Annotated in this window: 15 protein-coding genes; all 15 read left to right on the plus strand. The window is 47.8% G+C overall.

All coding sequences use genetic code 11. From position 1 onward, the window contains the following. The first annotated feature begins 4 nt into the window (after positions 1–4). The 15 genes from LL912_RS20795 (at position 5) to LL912_RS20865 (ending at position 22,130) form a co-directional block, all read left to right on the plus strand. Positions 5–3,622, plus strand: a complete 3,618-nt coding sequence (locus LL912_RS20795; protein ID WP_235555535.1) for a TonB-dependent receptor — start codon at positions 5–7, stop codon at positions 3,620–3,622. A 21-nt stretch (positions 3,623–3,643) separates the two neighbouring features. Beyond that, positions 3,644–5,524 (plus strand): RagB/SusD family nutrient uptake outer membrane protein, encoded by a 1,881-nt coding sequence (locus LL912_RS20800; protein ID WP_235555536.1) that lies wholly within the window; start codon positions 3,644–3,646, stop codon positions 5,522–5,524. Positions 5,525–5,551: 27 nt separating this feature from the next. Then, on the plus strand, positions 5,552–6,580 hold the full coding sequence (locus LL912_RS20805) for a DUF5017 domain-containing protein (protein ID WP_235555537.1): 1,029 nt from the start codon (positions 5,552–5,554) through the stop codon (positions 6,578–6,580). Between the two features lie 10 nt (positions 6,581–6,590). After that, positions 6,591–8,543, plus strand: coding sequence for a beta-L-arabinofuranosidase domain-containing protein (locus tag LL912_RS20810; RefSeq protein ID WP_235555538.1), 1,953 nt, complete (start codon positions 6,591–6,593; stop codon positions 8,541–8,543). Between the two features lie 15 nt (positions 8,544–8,558). After that, entirely contained in the window at positions 8,559–10,793 is a 2,235-nt protein-coding gene (locus LL912_RS20815; RefSeq protein WP_235555539.1) for a glycoside hydrolase family 55 protein, read from the plus strand. Positions 10,794–10,926: 133 nt separating this feature from the next. After that, positions 10,927–12,342: an alpha-L-fucosidase gene (locus LL912_RS20820; protein WP_235555540.1), complete on the plus strand. Its 1,416-nt coding sequence runs from the start codon at positions 10,927–10,929 to the stop codon at positions 12,340–12,342. 12 nt (positions 12,343–12,354) lie between these two features. Then, entirely contained in the window at positions 12,355–13,605 is a 1,251-nt protein-coding gene (locus LL912_RS20825; RefSeq protein ID WP_235555541.1) for an SGNH/GDSL hydrolase family protein, read from the plus strand. Between the two features lie 4 nt (positions 13,606–13,609). Beyond that, positions 13,610–15,610 (plus strand): FAD-dependent oxidoreductase, encoded by a 2,001-nt coding sequence (locus LL912_RS20830; RefSeq protein WP_235555542.1) that lies wholly within the window; start codon positions 13,610–13,612, stop codon positions 15,608–15,610. Between the two features lie 113 nt (positions 15,611–15,723). Then, a complete protein-coding gene (locus LL912_RS20835; protein WP_235555543.1) occupies positions 15,724–16,266 on the plus strand; it encodes an RNA polymerase sigma factor in 543 nt (180 codons plus the stop codon). A gap of 94 nt (positions 16,267–16,360) precedes the next feature. Further along, on the plus strand, positions 16,361–17,482 hold the full coding sequence (locus LL912_RS20840; RefSeq protein WP_235555544.1) for a FecR family protein: 1,122 nt from the start codon (positions 16,361–16,363) through the stop codon (positions 17,480–17,482). A 47-nt stretch (positions 17,483–17,529) separates the two neighbouring features. Beyond that, positions 17,530–19,047, plus strand: a complete 1,518-nt coding sequence (locus LL912_RS20845; protein ID WP_235555545.1) for a sialate O-acetylesterase — start codon at positions 17,530–17,532, stop codon at positions 19,045–19,047. 11 nt (positions 19,048–19,058) lie between these two features. Continuing rightward, complete coding sequence (locus tag LL912_RS20850; RefSeq protein ID WP_235555546.1) at positions 19,059–19,553, plus strand: gluconate 2-dehydrogenase subunit 3 family protein; 495 nt, start codon at positions 19,059–19,061, stop codon at positions 19,551–19,553. Positions 19,554–19,559: 6 nt separating this feature from the next. Continuing rightward, entirely contained in the window at positions 19,560–21,248 is a 1,689-nt protein-coding gene (locus LL912_RS20855) for a GMC oxidoreductase (RefSeq protein WP_235555547.1), read from the plus strand. After that, positions 21,245–21,631: a sugar-binding domain-containing protein gene (locus tag LL912_RS20860; RefSeq protein ID WP_235555548.1), complete on the plus strand. Its 387-nt coding sequence runs from the start codon at positions 21,245–21,247 to the stop codon at positions 21,629–21,631. Before LL912_RS20855 ends, LL912_RS20860 begins: the two co-directional genes overlap by 4 nt. An 85-nt stretch (positions 21,632–21,716) precedes the next feature. Next, positions 21,717–22,130: a glycoside hydrolase family 2 TIM barrel-domain containing protein gene (locus LL912_RS20865; RefSeq protein ID WP_235556536.1), complete on the plus strand. Its 414-nt coding sequence runs from the start codon at positions 21,717–21,719 to the stop codon at positions 22,128–22,130. Positions 22,131–23,015: the final 885 nt, after the last annotated feature.

Here is a 23,015-nt window from a genome sequence, read left to right on the forward strand (position 1 = left end):
ATTTATGAGGAAGCTTTCTTTTAAATGGATTGTTTTGCGATTGCTCGTGCTTTGTCTTTGTTGCAGCAGCCAATATATCAAGGCGCAGAATGAACAAATATCCATTAAAAATAACAAGATCAGCCTGGCGGATGTGTTCAAGGCCATTAAAGCACAAACAGGGCTTACCGTGTTTTACAATAACCAGCAGCTGAATGATAAAGAGACGGTCAGCGTGGATTTTTCCAAAACGCCGCTCCGCAAGGTGCTTGCTTATATTTTGAAAGACAAAAGTTCCCTGGATTGGGTGATCAATGACCGGTATATCATTTTACGCAAAAAAACAACGGCTGCTCTTCCTGCAACGCCAACCCAACCATCTCTTGCGGTTACAGCCGAAGGGATTGTGCTTGACGAAGAGGGTAACCCGGTTTCAGGAACAACTATCACTATTAAAGGATCCGGTAAGGCCGTTTCTACAGACGCTTCGGGTAAATTTAGCATCGAAGTTCCCGGCTTGCCGGCCGTATTAATGGTGAACCATGTAGCGTATGAGTCGGTTACAGTCAGTTATAAGGGGCAGCCGGTTACGATCCGAATGGTTAAAAAAGTGTCGGACCTGAATGATGTAGTTGTTATTGGTTATGGCGCTTCCCGAAAGAAAGACCTCACCGGTGCGGTTGGAAAAGCGAATGTAGAAGATATGCAAAAGGCACCGGTCCCTTCCTTTGACCAGGCATTAGCCGGGCGCATTGCAGGGGTAGCGGTGGTACCGCGCGACGGACAGCCGGGCGCGGCATCACAGATCGTCATAAGGGGAAGCTCTGTAACTCAGGATGCATCGCCCTTATTTGTCGTTGACGGATTTCCTATTGAGAATATGGATATCAATTCGATCAATCCGGATGATATAGCCTCTTTTGAAGTGTTGAAAGATGCATCTTCTATTGCCATCTATGGCGCGCGCGGCGCTAACGGGGTGATCATGATTACGACCAAAAGAGGCAAGGTTGGTCGTACGCAGGTAACATATAATTATTCCATCGGGGTGCAGCGGACCCGTAAGCAGATCCCGATGATGGAACCTTATGAGTTTGTCCGGTTGCAGCTGGAAATGGATAGTATCCGGAGTACACCTGCAAGTCCTGTAAAAAGCAATCATGATCTTTACCTGGGACAGATCGATTCGCTTACGGGAATCAGGCCCCGTGATCTGGATTATTACCGGAATGTGGAAGGTTACAACTGGCAGGATCTGCTGCTTCGCGACGGTATTTCTCAAAAGCATGCCATAAACATTACGGGAGGCACAGACCAGCTCCGTTATGTAGTGAGCGGGTCATATTACGATCAGCAGGGTGTGATCATTAACACCGGACTGAAACGTTATGAAGGAAAGTTTTCTCTTGATCACAGGATCAACCAACATTTCAGATACGGGCTTTCCGGCGGCTATTCCAATTCAACCGGATATGGAACCATACCGGCGGCCAGCTTCAATGGCGGCGTTGTCCAGGCCATGTGGCAGTACCGGCCGGTTTCAGGGATCGGCAGCGAAGACCTGCTGAATGCCGTTATGGATAGCCTGGCTATTGAAGATTTTCTGAATGGCAATGCGTCCAATTTAGGTAATAACGTTGTCAACCCCCTGGCACAGGCGCAAAATGAATATCGAAAAAACATAAACGGAACAGGCACAGTTAATGCATTTTTAGAGTACCAGTTCCTGAAAAACTTTACGTTCCGTATTTCGGGCGGCTATAACAGCACCAATGCCACATCGGAATTCTTTTACAATTCCAGCACGCAGCAGGGGAACCTTTACCGCAATATCTTTGGCGCCATCGCCAATACCAGCGGCATCAATGGCGGGATCAATACCCAGTCAAACCGCAATTATTTAAATGAAAATATCCTCACCTACCGGGGAAAGATCGGCAAGGACCACACCTTTAATGTGGTCGGCGGATTTACTTATCAATATGCGCGCAATGATGGCAACGGATATCGTACAATCAATATTCCGCAATCCGCAGAATACCTGGGAATAAAAAGCGTTGGAGCCGGAACACCCAACCAGGTGTACAGCGGTGGGTCTCTATGGCAGCTCTACTCCTGGCTCGGAAGGATCAATTATACATTTAAGCAACGGTACCTGCTTACAGGAACCGGCAGGCTGGACGGATCCTCGAAATTTGCCAAGGGCAATCAATGGGGATTTTTCCCCAGTGGCGCAGCTGCCTGGCGGTTCAGTGAAGAGCCGTTTTTGAAAGGTAGCCTGCTCAGTGACGGAAAGCTCAGGGTCAGCTACGGAAGCGTGGGCAATAACAAGGTGGGCGATTTCAGTTATATGACCGGTCTGGCCGGGGCGGGGCAGTTCGGGTATCCTTTTAACAACCAGTACATCAGGGGTTCGGTACCGTTTTTCAACGGCAATCCGGCGCTGACCTGGGAAACCAGCACCCAGCTGGACCTGGGGCTGGAGCTGGGTTTTTTCAAAGACCGGATTGCATTCGAGGCCGATTATTATAAACGAAAGACAGGGAATTTTTTGCTATTAGTTGACCTTCCTTACCTTTCAGGTTATAGCGCAACAGCAAAACCTCAACAATATCAGAATACAGGAGTGGTATTTAATGAAGGCCTGGAGCTAACCCTCAACACGATCAATATCCGGAACAAAAATTTCAGATGGACGAGCAATTTTAATATCAGTTTTAACAAGAGTAAAATCGGATCTTTTTATAACGGCCTGGATGTGATTGAAACGGGATTAAATTTGCCCGGCGGAAGTTCAACAACAGCATGGATTGCTAAAGTGGGCGAGTCAATCTCCCAGTTTTATGGTTATGTCTGGGACGGGGTGTACCAATACAGTGATTTTAATAAACAGGCTAATGGTAAATACGTACTAAAAAATGGCATTCCCACTTATTCGGCCAATGTGCAACCGGGCGATGCCAAGTATAAAGATATCAATCATGATGGGGTCGTTTCCACCAGTGATCAAACGGTACTCGGCACTCCGCTTCCAAAACACAGCGGCGGTTTCTCCAACAATTTAAGTTATAAAAGTTTTTCATTAAATATCTTTTTCCAATGGAGTTATGGAAACCAGGTGCTCAATGCCAATCGGATGGTTTTTGCAACAACGGGAGGCTATTTCCTGAACGGCAATCAGTATGCCGAGTACGCCAACCGGTGGACACCCGATAACCCGACGAATGAATACCCGAGAGCATTATATAACACCCGCAGTGATATCACCAACAGTCCGCCAAAAGTAACATCCCGGCTGATTGAAGACGCGTCTTTTTTGCGCTTAAAAACAGTTTCTTTTGGATATGATTTACCCCGGCAGCTGCTGAAGAAGATGGGCTTCAGCGCCTTAAGGGTCAACCTGGCTGCACAGAACCTGCTGACCCTGACTTCTTATTCCGGTGTTGATCCGGAAGTATCCACTTTCAGGGTACAGAATGCTGCCAATGCACCGTTTTTATCGGGTGGGGGAACGGTATCAGGAGGAACCGGGTTTACGTTCATACAGCCCAGCAGCAGTTATACCGCGCTTTCGGGGGGGCTGGATTATACCGCGTACCCGCAGGCCGTCACCGTAACTTTCGGCATAACTGCAACTTTTTAAGATCCATAATACTGCATTCATATGAAACGATTTAAATTATTTGTTTTGCTATCGGCACTAACTTTATTTACCGCCTGCGATGTTTCGCTTGACCCGACCACCTTCCGGGGGCTGGAGTTTACGACCGAAGCGCAGCTGGATGAACAGGTGGCCGGTATGTACAACCAGCTTTCCCAGGACCAGTTATTTGCACAGGGACTCTGGGGGTATTTCGTGGCCGGTAATGATGAAGGGTTCCGCAGTGGGATTGGTGCTTCGGTGGTATTGCCGGAGGCGTATAATATTCCCGCAGACAATACCAACGTCTGGCTTTTCTGGCGCTGCCTTTACAAAGGAATTGAAAACGCCAACATCATTATGTCTGTGGCGAATGTGCCGGTAATGGATGAAACCAAGCGGGCACGCGTCAAAGGAGCAGCCCGTTTTTTGAGGGCGTATTATTATTATTTGCTTGTCAATCATTTTGGCGATGTGCCCCTGAAGATACAGACTTCAGAATCGCTTGGCACCAATTTTCAGTTGCCCAGAGATCCGCAAAAGAAAGTTTATGATTTTATCGTTAGCGAATTAAAAGAGGCGGAACCACTGCTTCCGGGCATCCAGCAGGCCATGACCACCACCGTTGTGACGAAATCCGCTGTACAGGCGCTGCTGGTGAGGGTATATCTGAAAATGGCAGGGTATCCGCTGAATGACGCCTCTAAATACGAAGACGCCCTGTTTTGGTCCAAAAAACTCATTGATAGTCACATTCATGGATTGAACCAGGATTACAGCAAGCTTTTTATCAACAATATGCAAAATAACGTGCAGGATAATAATACGCTTGAAGGTATCTGGGATGCAGCCTTTCTGTCGAAGTCCAATAGCTCTGGCGCCTACGCAAATACGGCGTACCTGGTTACCCAGCGGCTGGGCGCCCTGAATGGCATTTATTGCCCTGATGCGTCTGCTACGGGAGTCATCGGTTACTCTCCCGCAACTTACCGCGTTTTTCCGAAATTGTTCAAATTATACGCGCCTGGAGACCAGCGCAGGGACTGGAATATAGGGACTTATTCCTATAAAAATACGACCAATACCCGCTATCCTTATTTGCAGGTGAACTTTACGGGCGGTGGAGGAAGCGGGGCAAGTGCAACGGCATTTACCGGCCCTTCCGGTGAAATTACGAAGATTGTCATTGATAACCCGGGAACCGGTTATATTACGGCACCCGACATCAGTTTTACTTCCTATAATAACAGTTCGGTTGCCCTACCGGCTGTTCCGCAGCAGACAGTAACCGATCCGGCAAAAATGGCGGCTGCCACGGCAACTGTTTCAGGGGGGCAGGTAATATCGGTTACGGTAACCAAGGGTGGTCAGGGATACCCTACCATCTACGACCAGCCAGTTGCCAAATGGAGGCGGGAATATGAGCTGAACCTGCCCCCGGTGCGCTCCCAGAACAATACCTCTTCCAACTTTCCTATTTTAAGATATGCCGATGTATTGTTAATGGCCGCGGAAGCAGATCTGAAAACACACGGCGCACCTACCAGCTTCGGTATCGAATGCTTTAACCAGGTAAGAAGAAGGGCTTTCCGATACAATCCTGCCACGCCCAACGCTGCGATCGATGTCAGCACTTTTACCATACAGGACCTTATGGATGAGCGGGCAAGAGAGCTTTGTTTTGAAGGGCAGCGATATAATGACCTGATTCGCTGGGGACAAATGACCCAGGCTATGCAGGCGGTACAAACCGATAATACGGCCAATGCACCGATAGTCTATTTAACTGCAGTGAATTACGCAGCGGCCAACTTTTTATCGAACCCTCAAAAATATGCATTGCTGCCAATCCCCGAAGGAGAGCGCAGGCTGGATAAAGCGCTTACCCAAAATGAGGGATGGTAAATTGATAATTATAACAACTGAATAACTATGACAACGAAAAATATTTACTTTTTTAGCTCCCTGGCTTTGCTGATAGCCTGCGCCGCCTGCCAGAAGGAGCGTACTGCCGGAGTTCCTGAAAATTTTAGTGTGGAAACGGCTGATTTTCAATATAAAGTTGGGGATACTGTTGCTTTTAATTTAATCGGCAACCCGGACATGATCGTGTTTTATTCGGGTGAACCGGGAAAACAATATGAGAACAGGGACCGGGTAAGTGAAAAGGGTATCGCAAAAATGATCTTTCAGCTTTCCATGCAGCAGGGAGTACCGCTTACCGAAGTGAGTCCTGATTCACTACAATTATTCGTCTCGGACCAGCTTGATGACTATAATGCTGCGGCTGTTCAAAAGGCGTCCTGGACCAATATTACCAGCCGTAATACCAAATGGCCTCCTAATTTAGGCACCGGTTTTACGACCAGTGATTCGATCGATCTCACTGACTTTAATGATGCCGACAAGGTAACGATCGCACTCCGTGTAAAAAACAATGGTAGTGTAAACTACAGCCAGCGTAAATGGGTCATGCAGAACCTGACGATCACCAACCGGCTGAATGATGGTACCGTAACGCCGGTGATCGCTAACTTCAATGATGCAGGATGGGTACAGGTTAGTCTTGGTAACCAATCCCATCCCGGAACTGCGGACAACGGGCATATCGGCTATAATGTATGGAACGTCGGCGGCTGGAACCAGTCTGCCAGCAGTGCTGTTTATAATGACCAGGGCATCCAGATCCGTAATGCTTACCCGTTGACCTTTGATCCCGGTCCGGATGTAAATAATGAGGCTAATGATGACTGGCTGATCAGCTCGCCGGTTGATTTAAAGAAAGTGAAGCGAGATGCAGCCGCAGCTGTCATCAAAAATATAGTAAATACGCCGTTGCAGTCCTATAGTTACATTTATCGGGCGCCGGGAACCTATACGGCCAGCTTTGTCGGGATCAATGCGGCCGGCGACCAGTCTAATGAAGCCGTGCGGCAGGTAACAATTACCGTAGTGCCATAACTTCTTTCAAATGCGCAGGATCTTTTTATACTGGCTCCTCTCCATTATCTTTATTGCCGGCTGGCCGGCACGGTTACAGGCGCAGGCCGCTCCCGGGGAAGTACGGTCTCGTTTTACCGAACAGGCTGCCAGCACAACACGTCCTGAAGGCTGGATATTGGAATTTCTGCAAAGACAGCGCAGCGGCCTGACCGGACATCCTGAAGTACTGTCTTATCCTTTTAACAGCTGTCTGTGGGCGGGCACAATACAAAGGGACAATGAGCAGCATGGCGACAACTGGTGGCGGTATGAGCAAACCGCTTATTATACGGACGGGCTGCTCCGGCTGGGCTATCTACTTAATGATACGGCAATGATCCATAAAGCCTGGCAGGGTATTCGCCATACCCTGGATCATCCGCAGGCCAACGGACGTTTAGGGCCTTCGATGTTTGCGAGTCAATGGCCCATAGCTGTTTTTTTCAGGGTATTGCAGGCAGCTTATAATGTCAGCCGGGACCCTGCGATTATCGCAGCGCTGCACCGCCATTATCTGAGTTATCAACCCGATGAAATCGGGGATCACAAAAGAGCGGTCGTCAACATAGAAGGCATGTTGTGGACTTTTGAAAAGACCGGAGACTCCGCCCTTTTATCGCTGGCGGAAAAAGCCTGGTCGATCGGAGGTTTTGAGCTCAACCTGCAACGGTGCCTGGATCAGGACAGCACGATTTTGCACGGGGTGACGTATATGGAAATGGCGAAGCTGCCGGCTTTGCTGTATTGCTATACCGGTAAAAAAATCTATTTACAAGCAGCGATGAGCGCTGTGGATAAACTGGACCGCTATCATCTGCTGCCGGATGGAGTGCCCAGCTCTAACGAATTTTTGGCCGGTAAAAACCCTATTACCAGCCATGAGACCTGCGATATTTCAGATTACACCTGGACGCTGGGTTACCTGCTGATGATCACAGGGGAGGCGCGCTGGGCAGATAAAATAGAACGGGCCGCCTTTAATGCTGGGCCAGGAGCGGTTTCAAAGGATTTTAAAACCCTGCAGTATTTTTCCAGTGTCAACCAGTTTATTGCCACGGGTACCTCCAACCACAATGTGCATGCGTTTGGAACGGGCTGGATGGCCTACTGGCCCTGTCATGAAACAGAGTGTTGTGCGGGGAACGTGCACCGGTTCATGCCCAATTATGCGATCCGGATGTGGATGAAAAATAACGGAGGTGGTCCTGTTGCAACGCTGTATGGCCCCTCGTCTTTTGATTTTACCTATAAAGATGTTCAGGGGCATATCCGGGAAACGACGCAATATCCTTTTTCGGAGAAGGTTCTTTTTACTTTTACGTTATCAAAACCGGTACAGATGCCGTTTACCTTTAGAATTCCCGGATGGTGCCGGCAACCTGTGCTATACATAAACGGCAAACGCTCCGCTGAACAACTCAAAAGGGGCTCTTTTATTACCTTGCATAGAAGATTTCAAAATAAAGATAAGGTAGAGCTGATCCTGCCGATGACGGCCGGGCTGGCTGACTGGACCGGCGCGGGCATCATCATCAATCGAGGGCCTCTTTTATTCTCTTTTCCCATTCCCGAAAAAGTAACTGCAGACACGGCTGCTTATCCGGAATTGAACGGTAAAAGATCTGCAGATCCCCGTTTTCCGGCACTGGATATCCGGCCAGCGGGTAATTGGGCTTATGGATTGGACAAAGCTGAAGCACTGCGAACGTTAAAGGTTATTAAGAAAGATACAACTGGGTATCCCTTTGATCCCGGTAATACCCCTGTTGTGATCCGGGTACCTGCTCATTTTATATATAACTGGAAGCTGCTGCAGAACCGGTTTACGACAGATGCTCCAAAGCAGGGCCTTCGGAACTCAGACAGTACAGCGAGGTTGCTGGAATTGGTTCCCTACGGTACTACAAGATTGCGGTTGACTGTATTTCCTATTATTCATTAATAAAGTCCTTTTACAATGACGATCACAAGCATTTCAGTATTAGAAACGACAGCGGGCACCACAGCCAATGAACTTTGCACGTTGCTGGGATACTATGCCCCCGGCGATGGCGGAGGCGGAGATTTTTACTGGGAACCCACCAACACCAGCGGCGATAACCGTGGTACCATTATCGTAGTAGCCGGGCAAGGCAGATGGCTGCGTGCAGACACGAATCTCTTTAACGTAAAGTGGTTTGGCGCAAAAGGCGATGCTTCACATGATGATACCACCGCCGTACAGAAATGTATAGACACCGCTGCCAGTGGCAGAATTATTTATTTTCCCAAAGGCAATTATAAAATTACGGCGCAGCTCAATCTTAAAACAGGACAAACATATACCGGAGAACAGGGTGACTATGGCATTGTAGATTCTCCAACACCTACTATTCTCGATTTCACCTCTGCAACAGGCCATATTCATTGTCTTAGTTTTGATGCCACCATTGGCGCCACCGGCCCTAGTATCAGGAACCTTACGCTCAACTGTGGCGAAGCGCTCACCGGCATCCGCTACTATAGCACCAACTATTCCAACTGCTATCGCCCCACGCTGCAGAACGTAGATATACTACTCAAAGAAATTGCTGACCCTGCACAGGCCTGTATCTGGTGGGATCCCGTGTACCTTGGCACCATTGACCGCTGCTTGCTTCGCGGTGGCAGAATAGGCATAAAGCTGATCGGATGTTTTATGAACAGGATCATCAATGTTACCACGCAACAGGGTATTTATAATAATGGTAATCCGCCAGTAGCCGCTATATACACCCGGCAGATCCGCGCAGGTAAAACAGGTTCGTTTATAGGGGGGCGCAACCTCATCGAAACATCTGAACCGCTGATCATCTCTCCCGATGTCAACAGCGTAATGATCGATACCGATGGCGGACTCGTCATCCGGGATACCGCGCTGGAAGTGAACAATGGCAGCAATACCGGTGCTGCGGCCAAAGCCCTGATATGGATGCATAAGGACGGCACACAATCGCCTTTCAGATCGGATCTGTTGCTGGAAAGAGGCACTGTTTTTAATACCAACGCCAGCTCCGGCACTAACAACGGCCGGGCTAAGTATGGCATCCTCGTGGAAGCCGGTATCTTTACCAGGATCGTGGCAAGGGGTGTTGCCTTCAAAGATAATCCGATTGTAATCACCAATGCTGCTACTACTGGTTTGGCAACGTCCGGCACTGACTTTCAGCGGGTCGATGCGCAGGGCAGCGATTTTAGCGCTGCGGCCTATACGGAGTACAGTGGCTGGAAACCCGCCACCACTTATATTACCGGGCAAAGAATACAAAATGGGTTGAACGTTTATATAGTTACTACCGCTGGCACTTCCAATACCGGTATCGGTCCTATTGGTACTGGTACCAACATTACAGATGGTACCGTAGTATGGGATTTTGAAAAAGAGAATACCGGCCCTTTTCCGTTAAAAAGATACAGGGAAACAAATAACGATGTATATATTGTGGGCGATGCCAGAGGGGTAAAAGATAACCAGTTTATTAACGCCAACGGTTCTACGGAAAGGCTCGGTGGCGCCTGGGGGTTTTTTAAAGCCACCATTGATCCCGGCAGTATCAGCGATAATCAGTCGTCCTTAAAGCTGCGGTACGACAATGCCCCGCCCTACGCCACTCCCATGAAAGCTACGGTAATATTGCGCCGGCTGGCAGCAGGAACTTCGGCAGGCCGGTTCACCATGCAGTGCTCAACTAACGGCGGTTCGAATCTACTGGGGAGATGGGACTTTTCCAATATCCCGCTGAACGAAGACAGGCAGTATACAGTAACCGGCTTTGCCGTACCTTCCTCTATGCCGGTAGCCGATTTCTCGGCCTGGTTCAGGGATAATGCCAATCAGCCGTTATGGGATAACATCGCCGTAAGATCGGTACGTGTGGAAAAAGCGCTGAGCTATTCAAATGCCGTTTCTATCAGCGGCGACAGTACAACAGCTACTATAACCGCCGCCGATTTTTGCAGTACCGACACTACGGTGATCAGCGCCGCCAATTTTCTACTGCCGGCAACTGCCATTATTTCATTTGGCACGCCGTTAGTCACGGCAGGGCCGCTAACACTTGATCCCGGCACACCTTACATTACCGCCAGAACCAACACCGGGTTTACGGTAAACCTGAGAACTGCACCGGGCGCTGGCAACAGCATCACTATCCCGTATACGGTGATCTACTGAAGTAATATTTCGCGAACTCGATAAACGAACAATTGAATGTTACTAATAGCGACCAGCCGGTACCGGAAAAAGCTTTCCGGGAAATAGGAAGATTAGTTCACCCATCCAAAGGTGTTTTGCTGTCTGTAAAATAATGACTGTTGCCATATTCTCAAAAAATGGATTGTGTGCCATCTTATTGTTGGTCGGTCTATTGCTGCATTCCGGTGTGATCGGGCAAGCGCCTGCATATGATGCTGAAAAACAGTATCAGTACCCTGCCGATCCTAAAGTAAGGGAGCGGATCACAAAATGGCAGGAGCTCAAGTTCGGCCTGTTCATGCATTGGGGGCCTTACAGCCAGTGGGATGTTGTTGAGTCCTGGTCCATCTGCCCGGAGGACTGGGCTTGGAACCAAAGAACCGGGCCTTATGCTGCGGATTACTTCCGGTACAAAAAGGCCTACGAAGCGTTGCCTGCAACATTCAACCCAACCCGTTTCGAACCCCGGAAATGGGCGCTCGCGGCCAGGTCTGCGGGAATGCGTTATATGATCTTTACAACCAAACATCATGATGGTTTCTGCATGTACGATTCAAAGCTGACCGGTTATAAGGTTACCGATTCCTCTGTTCCTTTTTCCCGGACGCAACATCCGGATATTACCCGTTCGTTGTTTGATGCCTTTCGAGACCAGCAATTTATGGTGGGCGCCTATTTTTCCAAGCCGGACTGGCATTCTGATGATTATTGGTGGTCGTACTTTCCTCCCAAAGACCGTTCAGAAAATTATGATCGCAAAAAATATGCTGATCGCTGGAACCGGTTTATACAATACACTAACAACCAGATTCAGGAACTTATGACAGGGTATGGCCCAATAAGTATCTTATGGCTCGATGGCAACTGGGCGAATATGGACATAGGCCCGGCCGTTACATCGGCACGAGTACATCAGCCCGGTTTGATTGTAGTAGACCGGCATGGTCTTCCGAAATACGTCAACTATCTGACACCCGAGCAAAAAGTGCCAAATCACTATATCCCTGTTCCCTGGGAGACCTGTATGACCATGGGTACTTCGTGGTCTTATAAAAAACAGGAACAATATAAAAGCGCGCGGCAACTGGTACAGCTACTGATCGATGTTGTTGCAAAGAATGGAAATCTTTTGCTCAATATAGGACCAGGGCCGGATGGCGACTGGCACTCCGAAGCTTACGATCGATTGGAAAAAATAGGGAAATGGATGCAGATCAATGGGGAGGCCATCTATGGTACGCATCCGCTGGCGCCTTATCGAAAGGGCAAATGGGCATTTACACAAAAAGGAGCGGACCGGTTTGCACTATACCTGCCCGACAGCACGGAAAACACGCTGCCCGCAGTGATTGCTACTGACGACTGGCCGGTAGAAAAGAACGCCCTGCGTCACATCCGCCTTTTGGGGTATCCGCATCAGTTGGATATCCGGAATCAATCCGGTAAACAGGTAGTGCAACTTTCTGATGCAGTGCGGTCCTCATTGGCAAACCGGCCTGCCTGGGTTTTTAAAATACATCTTAAATAAGAATATACGGTTATGAGACGATGGAAGCTTTTCGTTTTGATTTGTTCGTTGGGATATGTACAGGGACATGCACAACAGGATCCGCAGGATGCGCTGGAGGCATGCAGGCCGCGTATGGGATTACCGCACTTCTTTGCAAAACTTGAAAAAGGTGGTCCTGTAACCATTGCATACCTGGGGGGTAGTATTACTGCTGCATCGGGCGGCTGGAGGGACCAGTCCGCAGATTGGTTTCAAAAAGTGTTTACCAAAGCGCAGATCCACCAGATCAATGCAGGAGTAGGAGGAACAGGCTCTTCCCTGGGCGTTTTCCGTCTTCAAAAAGATGTGCTGACATTCAAACCAGATTTGGTTTTTGTTGAGTTCGCTGTAAATGACGGAGGACCCTATATTCATCAAACGATGGAGGGGATTGTACGAAAAATATGGAAAGACAACCTGGCTACGGATATTTGCTTTGTTTATACACTCGCGGAAAGCATGCTGCCTACACTGAATCAGGGCCACCTGGTTCCATCAATGCTTGCGATGGAGCACATTGCACAGCATTACGGAATACCATCTGTGCAGATGGGGCTAAAAGTATTATCCTTATTAAAAGATCATCAAATCATTTTTCAGGGAAAGCAGGGCGAGGCAGTACCGGCGTTTTCGGGCGATGGCGTGCATCCTCATACGCAAACCGGTCACCGGATTTATACGGAAGCGCTGATTCAGGCCATGCAGCAAATAAAAGGGATCACTCAATTACCTGCCCGAAATCTTAAAAAACCCTATACAACCGATAATTGGGAAGACGCAGTCATGGTTTCGGCTGATCAGTTGTTGCAGACAGGGAAATGGACGAATATTACTCAAACCACAGATAGCCTGGGCGCTGCATGGAAACAACGGTTCCCGCACCTGCTTAGGGCAGACAGCGCGGGCGCTGAGATCCGGGTTTCATTTAAGGGCAGGCTTGCAGGCCTTTATGACCTGGTGGGTCCCGGTTGTGGCCAGTATGCGATTAACATAGACAATGATACCAGTTTTTTGATGCCCCGGTTTGACCGGCATGCCACATACTACCGTTCTCACTATTTCCTGTTACCGGAACTGCCTTCCGGTTCCCATCAAATCACATTTAAAGTATCGGAACAGCTTTTGGATAAACAACGGATCCTGGGAGCCAAAGCTCCCCGCAAACCGGGTCTGGAAGCGAATTTTAAACAACATGCCTGTTTTGCGGGATATCTGTTGCTCTTGGGAACACTTAGCAAATAAATGTATGAATAGAAAAAGAAATAGTAAGGGGTACTGGGCATCTTTAATTTTTTTACTTTACCTGTTAATAACCGTAACCGGTGCCGCTCAATCTATATATCGTGCTGATATTTGCATTTACGGAGCCACTTCTGCAGGAATTATAGCGGCTTATACAGCCAAAAAGCTGGGCCGGTCTGTGATCCTGGTCACACCGGGCACCCATTTGGGGGGATTGAGTTCCGGGGGGTTGGGCTACACAGATATTGGCAATAAATATGTTGTGTCAGGGCTTGCACTGGACTTTTACCGGAGAACCGGCAAGGCTTATGGCAAATTTGAATCCTGGATCTTTGAACCCCATGTCGCGCTCAATGTCTTCCGTCAATATTTGCGAGAAGCACAGATAGAAGTGTTGACGGATTACAGGCTGGACACGGTGGACAAACGTCAGGGCGCGATTAACAGCATCTGGATCAGTAATTCAAAGAATGAGCGATCCCGCATTGATGCAGATGTATTTATCGATTGCAGCTATGAGGGCGATCTCATGGCAAAAGCAGGGGTTTCATATACGGTGGGCCGGGAGTCCGGTGGTACCTACAATGAACAATACAATGGAGTGCAGATCCGTGCCGGTAACCAGTTTCCGAATGGTATTGACCCTTACCGGGTACCAGGCGATCCTTCCAGCGGACTGCTTTGGGGAATCAGCCCTGAGCCTGTGAGGAGAATCGGAAGCGGAGACAGGAAGGTGCAGGCTTATAATTACAGGATCTGCCTGAGCAATGATCCTGCCAACCAGGTACCTATAACACGCCCGCCTGGCTATGATTCCAGCCGGTACGAACTGGCTCTAAGGATCATCAACAAACTGCCCGGTGTTACAGCCCGTAAACTTTTGAAGTTCGATGCAATGCCCAATCATAAAGTGGACATCAACAATAATGGTGGTTTTTCAACGGACATGATCGGTGCTAACTGGGCCTACCCGGACGCGAACTGGCAGGAGCGCAGGAAAATAGAAAAGGAGCATGAATGGTATAACAAAGGGCTCCTGTATTTTTTGGGCCATGATCTGAGAGTACCGGATTCCATTCGTCATTTTATGCTGCAATGGGGCTATCCAAAGGATGAATATACGGATAATGGGCACTGGAGCCCGCAATTGTATATCAGGGAAGCCCGGAGAATGATCGGAGCGTATATAATGACTGAAGCCAATTGTACCGGGGAGCAGGTTGTTGCAGATGGTATTGGAATGGCCGCTTATGGTATGGATTCGCACAATACGGACCGGCATGTGATTGATGGAATGGTAAAAAATGAAGGTGATGTGCAGATCAGGGTTCCCGCACCCTACCCGATTGCCTACCGCTCGATCGTACCGAGGCGTGAGGAGTGCACGAATTTGCTGGTGCCGGTTTGCCTGTCCGCCAGTCATATTGCTTATGGATCGATCCGTATGGAACCGGTATTTATGGTACTGGGCCAGTCGGCAGCAACAGCTGCAGTAATGGCCGCAAATAGCCGGATTGCTGTTCAGAACATTAACATAAAAAAATTACAGGAAATGCTGCGCGACAATCCTTTTGCCGATGGCCGTACTCCTGATATGGTTATCGACGATGAGGACAGCGCTTTTGTGAGTAAAAAGGGAATATGGACCTTTCATAAAGGAGACGGGTATAAAATCGGTTATAGCATTTGCGATACTACAGGAGACGCAGCGATTGTCTACTATCCGCAGATCCCGGTTGCAGGTAGCTATCATTGTTACATTTATGTTACTCCCCATGTTCAGGAAGCGGCGGATCAATTCCGGGTCGGGCTGCGCAATGGTAAGGATATGCATATGGTAATGGTGAATAAAAAAGAGATCAACGTTTCAGGGCAAACCAGCGGGGAGTGGGTCCCGCTGGGAAAATACCTGCTGAAAAAAGGCAGGAAATTTTCCGTGCGGCTATCACCTGATGGAAGAGCAAAGATGGCAGCAGATGCTGTCTTGCTGGTGGCTGATCATTAGAGAAGATGGTAAATGAAAAATCAAATATCTTTGATCAATCAATAGCTTGCAGAAAGGGTTCCTGGCAGGGTGACGATTGTAAGATATACGGGAGTATAAATATATATTCTGAGATGCAACATCAAGATGATACTTTTTGGGAAGAGGCGTTGGCCCAGGGTAACAGGGAGGCATATGCTGTCTTGTTTAAAAAGTATTACAGGATGCTGGTGCTTGAGGCATTTTATTATCTGAAAGACGAGATGGAAGCTGAAGACCTGGTACAGTCGATCTTCATTGAGATCTGGAACAAACAACTCTACCGGAACATAAAAGTGTCGTTAAAGTCCTATCTGCATACTTCTGTGCGCAACCGGTCATTCGGTTTGCTGGAAAAGAAAAAGACAGCCAAAAAAAGACTGGATGCCTATACATACCACCTGGAGCAGGTAACTAGTGACGACCGGATCGGAAGAAAGGAGTCTGAAAAAATCGTCCGGGAAACCCTGGAAGAACTTTCCCTGCAAAGATCAAAAGCATTTACGCTGGTTTACCTGGAAGATAAGCGATACAGCGAAGCTGCGCTGGAAATGGGCATCAGTGTCAACTCCTTAAAAACACATCTGAAGCTAGCCGTTAAGTCTCTTCAGCAAAAATTTAGTAAGGCCCGCAAATGAAGGATGTATTCTTAAAAGCATATTCCCTGCAAGGGAAGGAAACTATTGCCGCGGAATCACCCTTTTTTATAAAAAAACTGTCTTATAAACAGGTATGGATAAACGTGAGGAACATATTCAATCTTTGATCTTCGAAAAGCTGGCAGGTGTCATTAGCGAGCAGGATAATGTGTTCCTTGATGAATTATTGCGGACAGATCCGCAGGTGCAGCAGATGTGGACAGATATTGTTCAAACCACAGCACCTGCAAAGTTGCGGGAAATAAGCACGGAGGAGCGCTGGAAGCAGCTTCGTGGTCGGCTGAAAAATAATAAACGGAATACAGCCATTGTCTATTTGAAATGGATGAGTGCAGCCGCAGCAATTTTGATTGCAGGATGGTTTGTATTTCATAATAGCCCCGGCAAGCCAAAAGGACCGGCGGCGGTGGCAGGCGTAGATGTTCCAAAAAATAAAGTGCAGCTTACTTTAGCAGATGGAAGTGTGATCAGCCTGGATTCGGCGAACAGTTATTACCAGGCCAGTAATCTTTCCCTGAATACGGAAGGTAATAAAGTCAGTCTTGATCCGTCAGATTCCTCCCTGGTGCGATGGGCAACGCTCAAAGTGCCCGTGGGGAAAGACTACAAGGTTGTTTTGGATGATGGTACGGAAGTTTGGCTGAACGCGGTTTCCAGCTTAAAATTTCCTTACCGGTTCTCAGGCAACATCCGGGAGGTTTACCTGGAAGGTGAAGCGTATTTCAGCGTCACTAAAAACCCTGACCGGCCTTTTATTGTACATAACGGACAGACGGCGGTCAGGGTATTGGGAACCCGCTTTAACGTAGAGGCCTACGTTCCTGAAAAGATCACAACAGCGCTGGTGGAAGGAGCTGTTTTAATGGAATATGGGGGCTCGTCCGTTAAATTGAGCCCGGGGTATAAGGTGTCATTGCAACAAGGGCAATTAGTAAAATCGACTTTTGATGCAAACGAAATGCTCGCATGGATGCACGGGGTCGCCTATTTCAGGGAGAGCCGCCTTGAGGACATTGCTGCACTATTAAGCCGTTTTTACGAGGTGCAGATCGTTTTTGATAATCCTTCATTAAAGAACGAGCGATTCAGCGGTGCGGTCAATAAATCGGAACCGCTGGCTGTTTTTTTGAAAAATATCGAAATAGCTTCCGGCGTACAAGCCAGGGAGATCAACGGGCAACTGCATCTCCGCTAATGGAAGCGCCATTTTGGAATCATCATCATTTTCTAAAACCACTTGTAATGAAGAGAATCGTTTCATTTGGGGGTGGCATGCTATGCACGCTGTTATCGTTTTTATGCAGGGCTGCCATTCATCCGAACAGCCTGTTTGCCGACCACATGGTATTACAACAGCAGGTACCGGTGCCGCTGTGGGGAACGGGTACCGACGGACAAAAGGTAACCGTCTCTTTTAACGGGCAGCAGCAGGTTACTATTGTACAGAACGGGTGCTGGAGGGTAACCCTGAGTCCGCTGACTGCGGGCGGTCCTTTTACAATGACGATCAGTGCCGATACGGTCATTACCATCGGGGATGTACTGGTAGGAGAAGTATGGATCTGTTCCGGGCAATCCAACATGGACCGGAGGCTCAAACCAATGCCTCCCCAAAAGCCTATTGTTCGCTGGGAGGAGGAAGTGCAGGCGGCACGATATCCTGAGATCCGTCAATTCTTTGTACCGCATTCTGCTGTAACGGAGGAGCCCAAAGAGGATTGTAATGGAAAGTGGACGGTCTGCTCTCCTCAATCGGTAATGGAATATTCGGCGATCGGTTATTTCTTTGCCCGGGATCTTTATAAGACAATTAAGGTTCCCTTAGGATTTATTTATACGGCCTGGGGCGGAACGCCTGCTGAAAGATGGGTGAGCCGGGAGGTGTTAAAATCAGATACGGCGCTTTCCGGGCTGGTAACGGCCTATTACGAAGCGATGAAACGATATCCCGGGCAACTGGAAGCCTATAAGGCAAAGGAGCCTGACCTGCTCCAACAATGGAGCAGAGATTCTTTAAAGGCTGTAACGAAAGGCGCTCCTTTACCGCCCAAACCGCGTCCCCCGTTTAATCTTCAAAAAGAAGGCGACTGCGGCGGTCTGTATAATATTATGGTGGCTCCTTTAACTCCTTACGCAATAAAAGGGGTTTGTTGGTACCAGGGGGAATCGAATAGTGCCAGGGCCTGGCAATACCCGGCTTTGTTAACTGCATTGATCAATAGCTGGCGGCAAAAATGGAACGAGGGGAATTTCCCGTTCCTGATTGTTCAGATCGCTCCTTATAAAGATATGAGTCCGGAAATCAGGGAGGCGCAGCTGCAGGTTTCTCAAAAACTGCCGAACACAGCCTTAATTGTTACGACGGATTGTGGAGATAGCGCAGACATTCATCCGACATTTAAGCAACCCGTAGGAGCCCGGCTGGCGCTGGCAGCGCGGGCCGTTGCCTATCACGAACCGATCACTTATTCAGGGCCGGTCTATAAGCGTTTTAAGATCATGGGGGATAAAATAATACTTTACTTTGAACATGCCCGGCAACTGGAGAGCAAAGGAGGTCCTTTGAAAGGATTTACGATTGCAGGCCCGGATCATCAGTTTGTAACTGCCAAGGCAATTATCAAGGGCAGTTCCGTTGAGGTGACCAGCAGTGAGGTGCCGCATCCCGTGGCCGCACGTTATGGCTGGTCCAATGTTCCCGATGTTAATTTATACAATGAGGCCGGTCTTCCTGCTTCACCGTTTCGTACCGGTCAATAACCCGGGTTACTATGAATAGAAAAGAAGCGATAAAAGGATTATTTTTTTCAGCAACCCTGCTTTATTTGCCGGGGTGTTTACCTGCAGATACCAAAGAAAAGGAGCTTTTCAGCCGGCAGGAATCCGGCCTGCTGCTGCAGGTTATCGAAACCATTCTTCCGGTTCGGCCCGCTTCCGTTAAAGAGCTGTCTGTTTTTATAGAGAAAACAGTGAGCGATTGCTACAGCCCGGAACAACAAAACAATTTTAAAAAAGGGCTCGCAGCTTTCCGGGATTATGTTAAATCTGCTTCTGGAAATATATTTGAGCGGCTTCCCCATCCGGAAAAATTAAAGGTACTGACAGCTGCTGCCGGCAGCAATGTACAAAGTGTAAACAAAACGCTTGCAACCATAAAAACGCTCGCAATTGAGGGGTATAGAACCAGTAAATATTTTATGACCAGCGTGATGCCTTATGAATTAGTGCCGGGGCATTTTTATGGTTGTGTGGCCAGTCACAACTGATTTGCAATGAAAGAAAATTATCAATATGATGCGATTGTCATCGGTTCAGGTATCAGCGGCGGCTGGGCGGCCAAAGAGCTTTCTGAAAAAGGGCTCAAAACGCTGGTGCTGGAGCGCGGTAGGGATGTGCAGCACGTCAGGGATTATCCTACCACAAACCTCGAACCCTGGGAGTTGGAACACCGAGGAGCATTGACTTATGAGGAACTTAAAGAAAATCCTGTTGTAAGCAAATGTTATGCTTTTAAGGAGGATGCCAAACATTTCTTTGCCGGCGACAAGGAGCATCCCTATCACCAGGAGCAACCCTTCGACTGGATCCGCGGGTATCAGCTCGGTGGCAAATCACTGATCTGGGCCCGCCAGACCCAACGCTGGAGTAACTTTGATTTCGAAGGCCCGCTACGCGACCGGTTTGCGGTGGACTGGCCCATCCGATATGAAGACCTGGCGCCCTGGTACAGCTACGTGGAAAAATTTGCCGGTATTTCCGGAAACAGAGATGGCCTCGCAACACTACCGGATGGTGATTTCTTGCCACCGATGGAAATGAGTTGCGTGGAAAAGCATTTTCAAAAGGTAGTATCAAAAAAATATAAAGACCGGCATGTGATCATCGGACGCTGTGCGCATATTACGGAAGCGCAGCCGGTGCATCTTCAGCAGGGAAGAGTGAATTGTCAGTACCGGAATCTGTGCCGGAGGGGATGCCTTTTCGGCGGTTATTTCAGCAGCAATGCGGCTACGCTTCCGTGGGCATTAAAAACCGGCAATCTTTCCATCAGGACCCAAAGTATTGTGGAGTCGATTCTTTATGATACTAAAACTGGCAGGTCCACCGGCGTCCGGGTGATTGATGCGGTCACTAATGCCGCAACAGAGTATTTTGCACGAATTATCTTTGTCAATGCTAGTACACTGGCTACCAATCAGATTTTACTGAACTCAAAGAGCAGCCGTTTTCCGCAGGGATTGGGTAATGATAACGGGCTTTTAGGAAAGTATCTAGCGTTTCACAATTACCGGGGCAAAGCCGAAGCTACTTACAACGGGTTACTTCAATATACCACCAACGGCAGGCGACCAAATGGCGCTTACATCCCAAGATTCCGGAACGTACACCGGCAGGAAACCGGTTTTCTGAGAGGGTACGCGGTAGCATTAGGAGGCTGGCGGCCGCTTGTTGAGCCGCAGGGGTGGGGCGGAGAGCTCCGGCAGACATTAGAGCATCCCAAAGAAGCTGTCTGGAAAATAAGCGCGGGTATGATGGGCGAAACCATTCCTAAAGAAAGTAATTATGTAAGCCTGCATGCTGATGAGAAAGATCAATGGGGTATCCCGTTATTAAAGATCCATGTACAGTACGACGATAACGATGAAAAAATGCTTAGGGATTATTTTGAGCAAATGAAGGAAATGTTTGACGAGGCGGGATTCTCGGATATCACAGTAACCGACACCCGGCAGGCACCTGGGTTGGACATTCACGAAATGGGAGGAGTGCGTATGGGTAATGATCCTGCTACCTCTTTGTTGAACCGGTATAACCAGCTGCATACCTGCAAGAATGTTTTTGTAACCGACGGCGCCTGTATGACCTCCACCGGTACACAAAACCCATCATTAACTTATATGGCGCTTACAGCGCGGGCCTGTGATTATGTGATACGCGCTATGAAAAATGGAAGCCTATGATCAGCAAAAGTTCCTGCTTATTGATTTTGCTCACCCTAATGCGGTTGTTTACGGCAGCGCAACCGGATCAATTGCAGGTTGGAAAACATCTATTCGATGATCAATGGCACTTTATATCGGACGATATTCCGCATGCCGGAAACCGGGGCTTTGCAGATGATCAATGGCGCGTGTTGGATCTTCCACATGACTGGAGCATCGAAGCAGTGCCGGAACACTCCCTGCCGGGCGGCGGCGCCGATGGTTTCTTTCCTGCTGGTGTCGGCTGGTACCGGAAACATTTTATGGTTCCCGCTTCCATTAAAGCTAAAAGCGCTTTAATCTATTTTGAGGGAGTATATATGAATGCGGAAGTATTTATCAACGGGCATTCATTGGGATGAAGCTTTTAATGGCTGGAGGGAGCCAAAGAATCCCTATGGGTGTGGATATTATTTTGACTCTTGCTGGAAAAGGGATCTGCAATCGATGATCTTGCGAGATTGTGATCACCTTTCTGTTCTTATCTGGAGCATCGGCAATGAAATTTATGAAAGAAAAAAACCGGAAGCGGTGCAAATTGCCGCAGCCATGGTTAAGGCAATACACGTTATCGACAGCACCCGGCCTGTTACTTCTGCCGTAACAACCTGGGACAAAGACTGGGAAATTTTTGATCCGCTTTTTGCGGTTCACGACATTGCAGGATATAATTACCAGGGCGAACCTGCCAGCGGGCATGGCAAAGCCGAGCTGTTCCCCTGGCATGGAGCGTACTGTGGTGACATCGATCTCACAGGCTGGCGGAATCCAATATCGTATTGCCGAAACCTGCTTTGGAATAATACCATTCTATCTCATTTTCAGCAACATAAACCTTTCTTCCTTTTTTCAAGGTCATGATTTTACTTTTGTTTACTAATTTATCAAAGTTAGACCGGCAAATTCTTCCTTCCACCATAAAATCCTTTACAGTAATGTAAGATGATGCTGTCTGTTTGCTTTTCGCTTCTGAAGACTTGAGTTCTAGAAGTAACAAACTTTCATCCAGAGCATTTTGACACTGGTCTATTGTTCCAATGGAACAATGATCGTTGCCTGCACGTTTTTTTCCATAAACAATATCATTTCAAATTTTAAAAGATGCTGGCCCGAAGAGGAACTTTTATTCCGATTTGCCTGTTGGTGAAAGCGTTGGCTATTCATATACTAGTAAGGCAAACCACTTGCAATTACCGAGGTATTCTCGGCAGTTCCATTTTTCATTTAGGAATGGTAAAAGGTTTCAATTAATTCTTTATTAACGCATCATTCTATTAATGATTTCTTTAAAAAATATAGAAATGTGGAACCGATTTTTTCTTGAATAGAATGCCTGTTTTTTTTATCTTGCAGGTTATGCCTGAAGGGGGTAATTATAGTAAGTTCTTGTAAAATGGAGTAACGTCATCTTGCTTTTCTTTCCTATTTCTCTCTAAAGAAAAGTACGCTTCCTTTTTGTACCTCGTCTTTTCAAACCCACTGCTAATGGGGGTTTGTACTTTTTGCATTGGAAAGTAGCGGCAAGGGCTATACCAGTAGTGTTGCCTGGTTAATCAAGTGCTGTTTTGCCTTTATAATAATAGAACAACAATATGGTTGCCGGAATCTTAAGGCTGCATTGTTTTTTCTCAATTTTCTCCAGTCTGTTATTCTCTATAAGTTTCATCTATGGATCTATAAATTTAATCAATTATATTTATAATATTAAAGTCATAAGTTTGTTAAGATGTTTGCAGGACCAGACCC

The sequence above is a fragment of the Niabella agricola genome (genome assembly GCF_021538615.1).
GTDB classification, from domain to species: Bacteria; Bacteroidota; Bacteroidia; order Chitinophagales; family Chitinophagaceae; genus Niabella; species Niabella agricola.

What these genes read in the sequence shown, in the direction of transcription:
- LL912_RS20815 (WP_235555539.1), top strand. Translation starts at nt 8,559, where the DNA reads ATGACGATCACAAGCATTTCAGTATTAGAAACGACAGCGGGCACCACA.
- LL912_RS20840 (WP_235555544.1), top strand. Translation starts at nt 16,361, where the DNA reads ATGGATAAACGTGAGGAACATATTCAATCTTTGATCTTCGAAAAGCTG.
- LL912_RS20810 (WP_235555538.1), top strand. Translation starts at nt 6,591, where the DNA reads ATGCGCAGGATCTTTTTATACTGGCTCCTCTCCATTATCTTTATTGCC.
- LL912_RS20835 (WP_235555543.1), top strand. Translation starts at nt 15,724, where the DNA reads ATGCAACATCAAGATGATACTTTTTGGGAAGAGGCGTTGGCCCAGGGT.
- LL912_RS20850 (WP_235555546.1), top strand. Translation starts at nt 19,059, where the DNA reads ATGAATAGAAAAGAAGCGATAAAAGGATTATTTTTTTCAGCAACCCTG.
- LL912_RS20860 (WP_235555548.1), top strand. Translation starts at nt 21,245, where the DNA reads ATGATCAGCAAAAGTTCCTGCTTATTGATTTTGCTCACCCTAATGCGG.
- LL912_RS20795 (WP_235555535.1), top strand. Translation starts at nt 5, where the DNA reads ATGAGGAAGCTTTCTTTTAAATGGATTGTTTTGCGATTGCTCGTGCTT.
- LL912_RS20845 (WP_235555545.1), top strand. Translation starts at nt 17,530, where the DNA reads ATGAAGAGAATCGTTTCATTTGGGGGTGGCATGCTATGCACGCTGTTA.
- LL912_RS20800 (WP_235555536.1), top strand. Translation starts at nt 3,644, where the DNA reads ATGAAACGATTTAAATTATTTGTTTTGCTATCGGCACTAACTTTATTT.
- LL912_RS20830 (WP_235555542.1), top strand. Translation starts at nt 13,610, where the DNA reads ATGAATAGAAAAAGAAATAGTAAGGGGTACTGGGCATCTTTAATTTTT.
- LL912_RS20805 (WP_235555537.1), top strand. Translation starts at nt 5,552, where the DNA reads ATGACAACGAAAAATATTTACTTTTTTAGCTCCCTGGCTTTGCTGATA.
- LL912_RS20825 (WP_235555541.1), top strand. Translation starts at nt 12,355, where the DNA reads ATGAGACGATGGAAGCTTTTCGTTTTGATTTGTTCGTTGGGATATGTA.
- LL912_RS20855 (WP_235555547.1), top strand. Translation starts at nt 19,560, where the DNA reads ATGAAAGAAAATTATCAATATGATGCGATTGTCATCGGTTCAGGTATC.
- LL912_RS20820 (WP_235555540.1), top strand. Translation starts at nt 10,927, where the DNA reads ATGACTGTTGCCATATTCTCAAAAAATGGATTGTGTGCCATCTTATTG.
- LL912_RS20865 (WP_235556536.1), top strand. Translation starts at nt 21,717, where the DNA reads ATGATCTTGCGAGATTGTGATCACCTTTCTGTTCTTATCTGGAGCATC.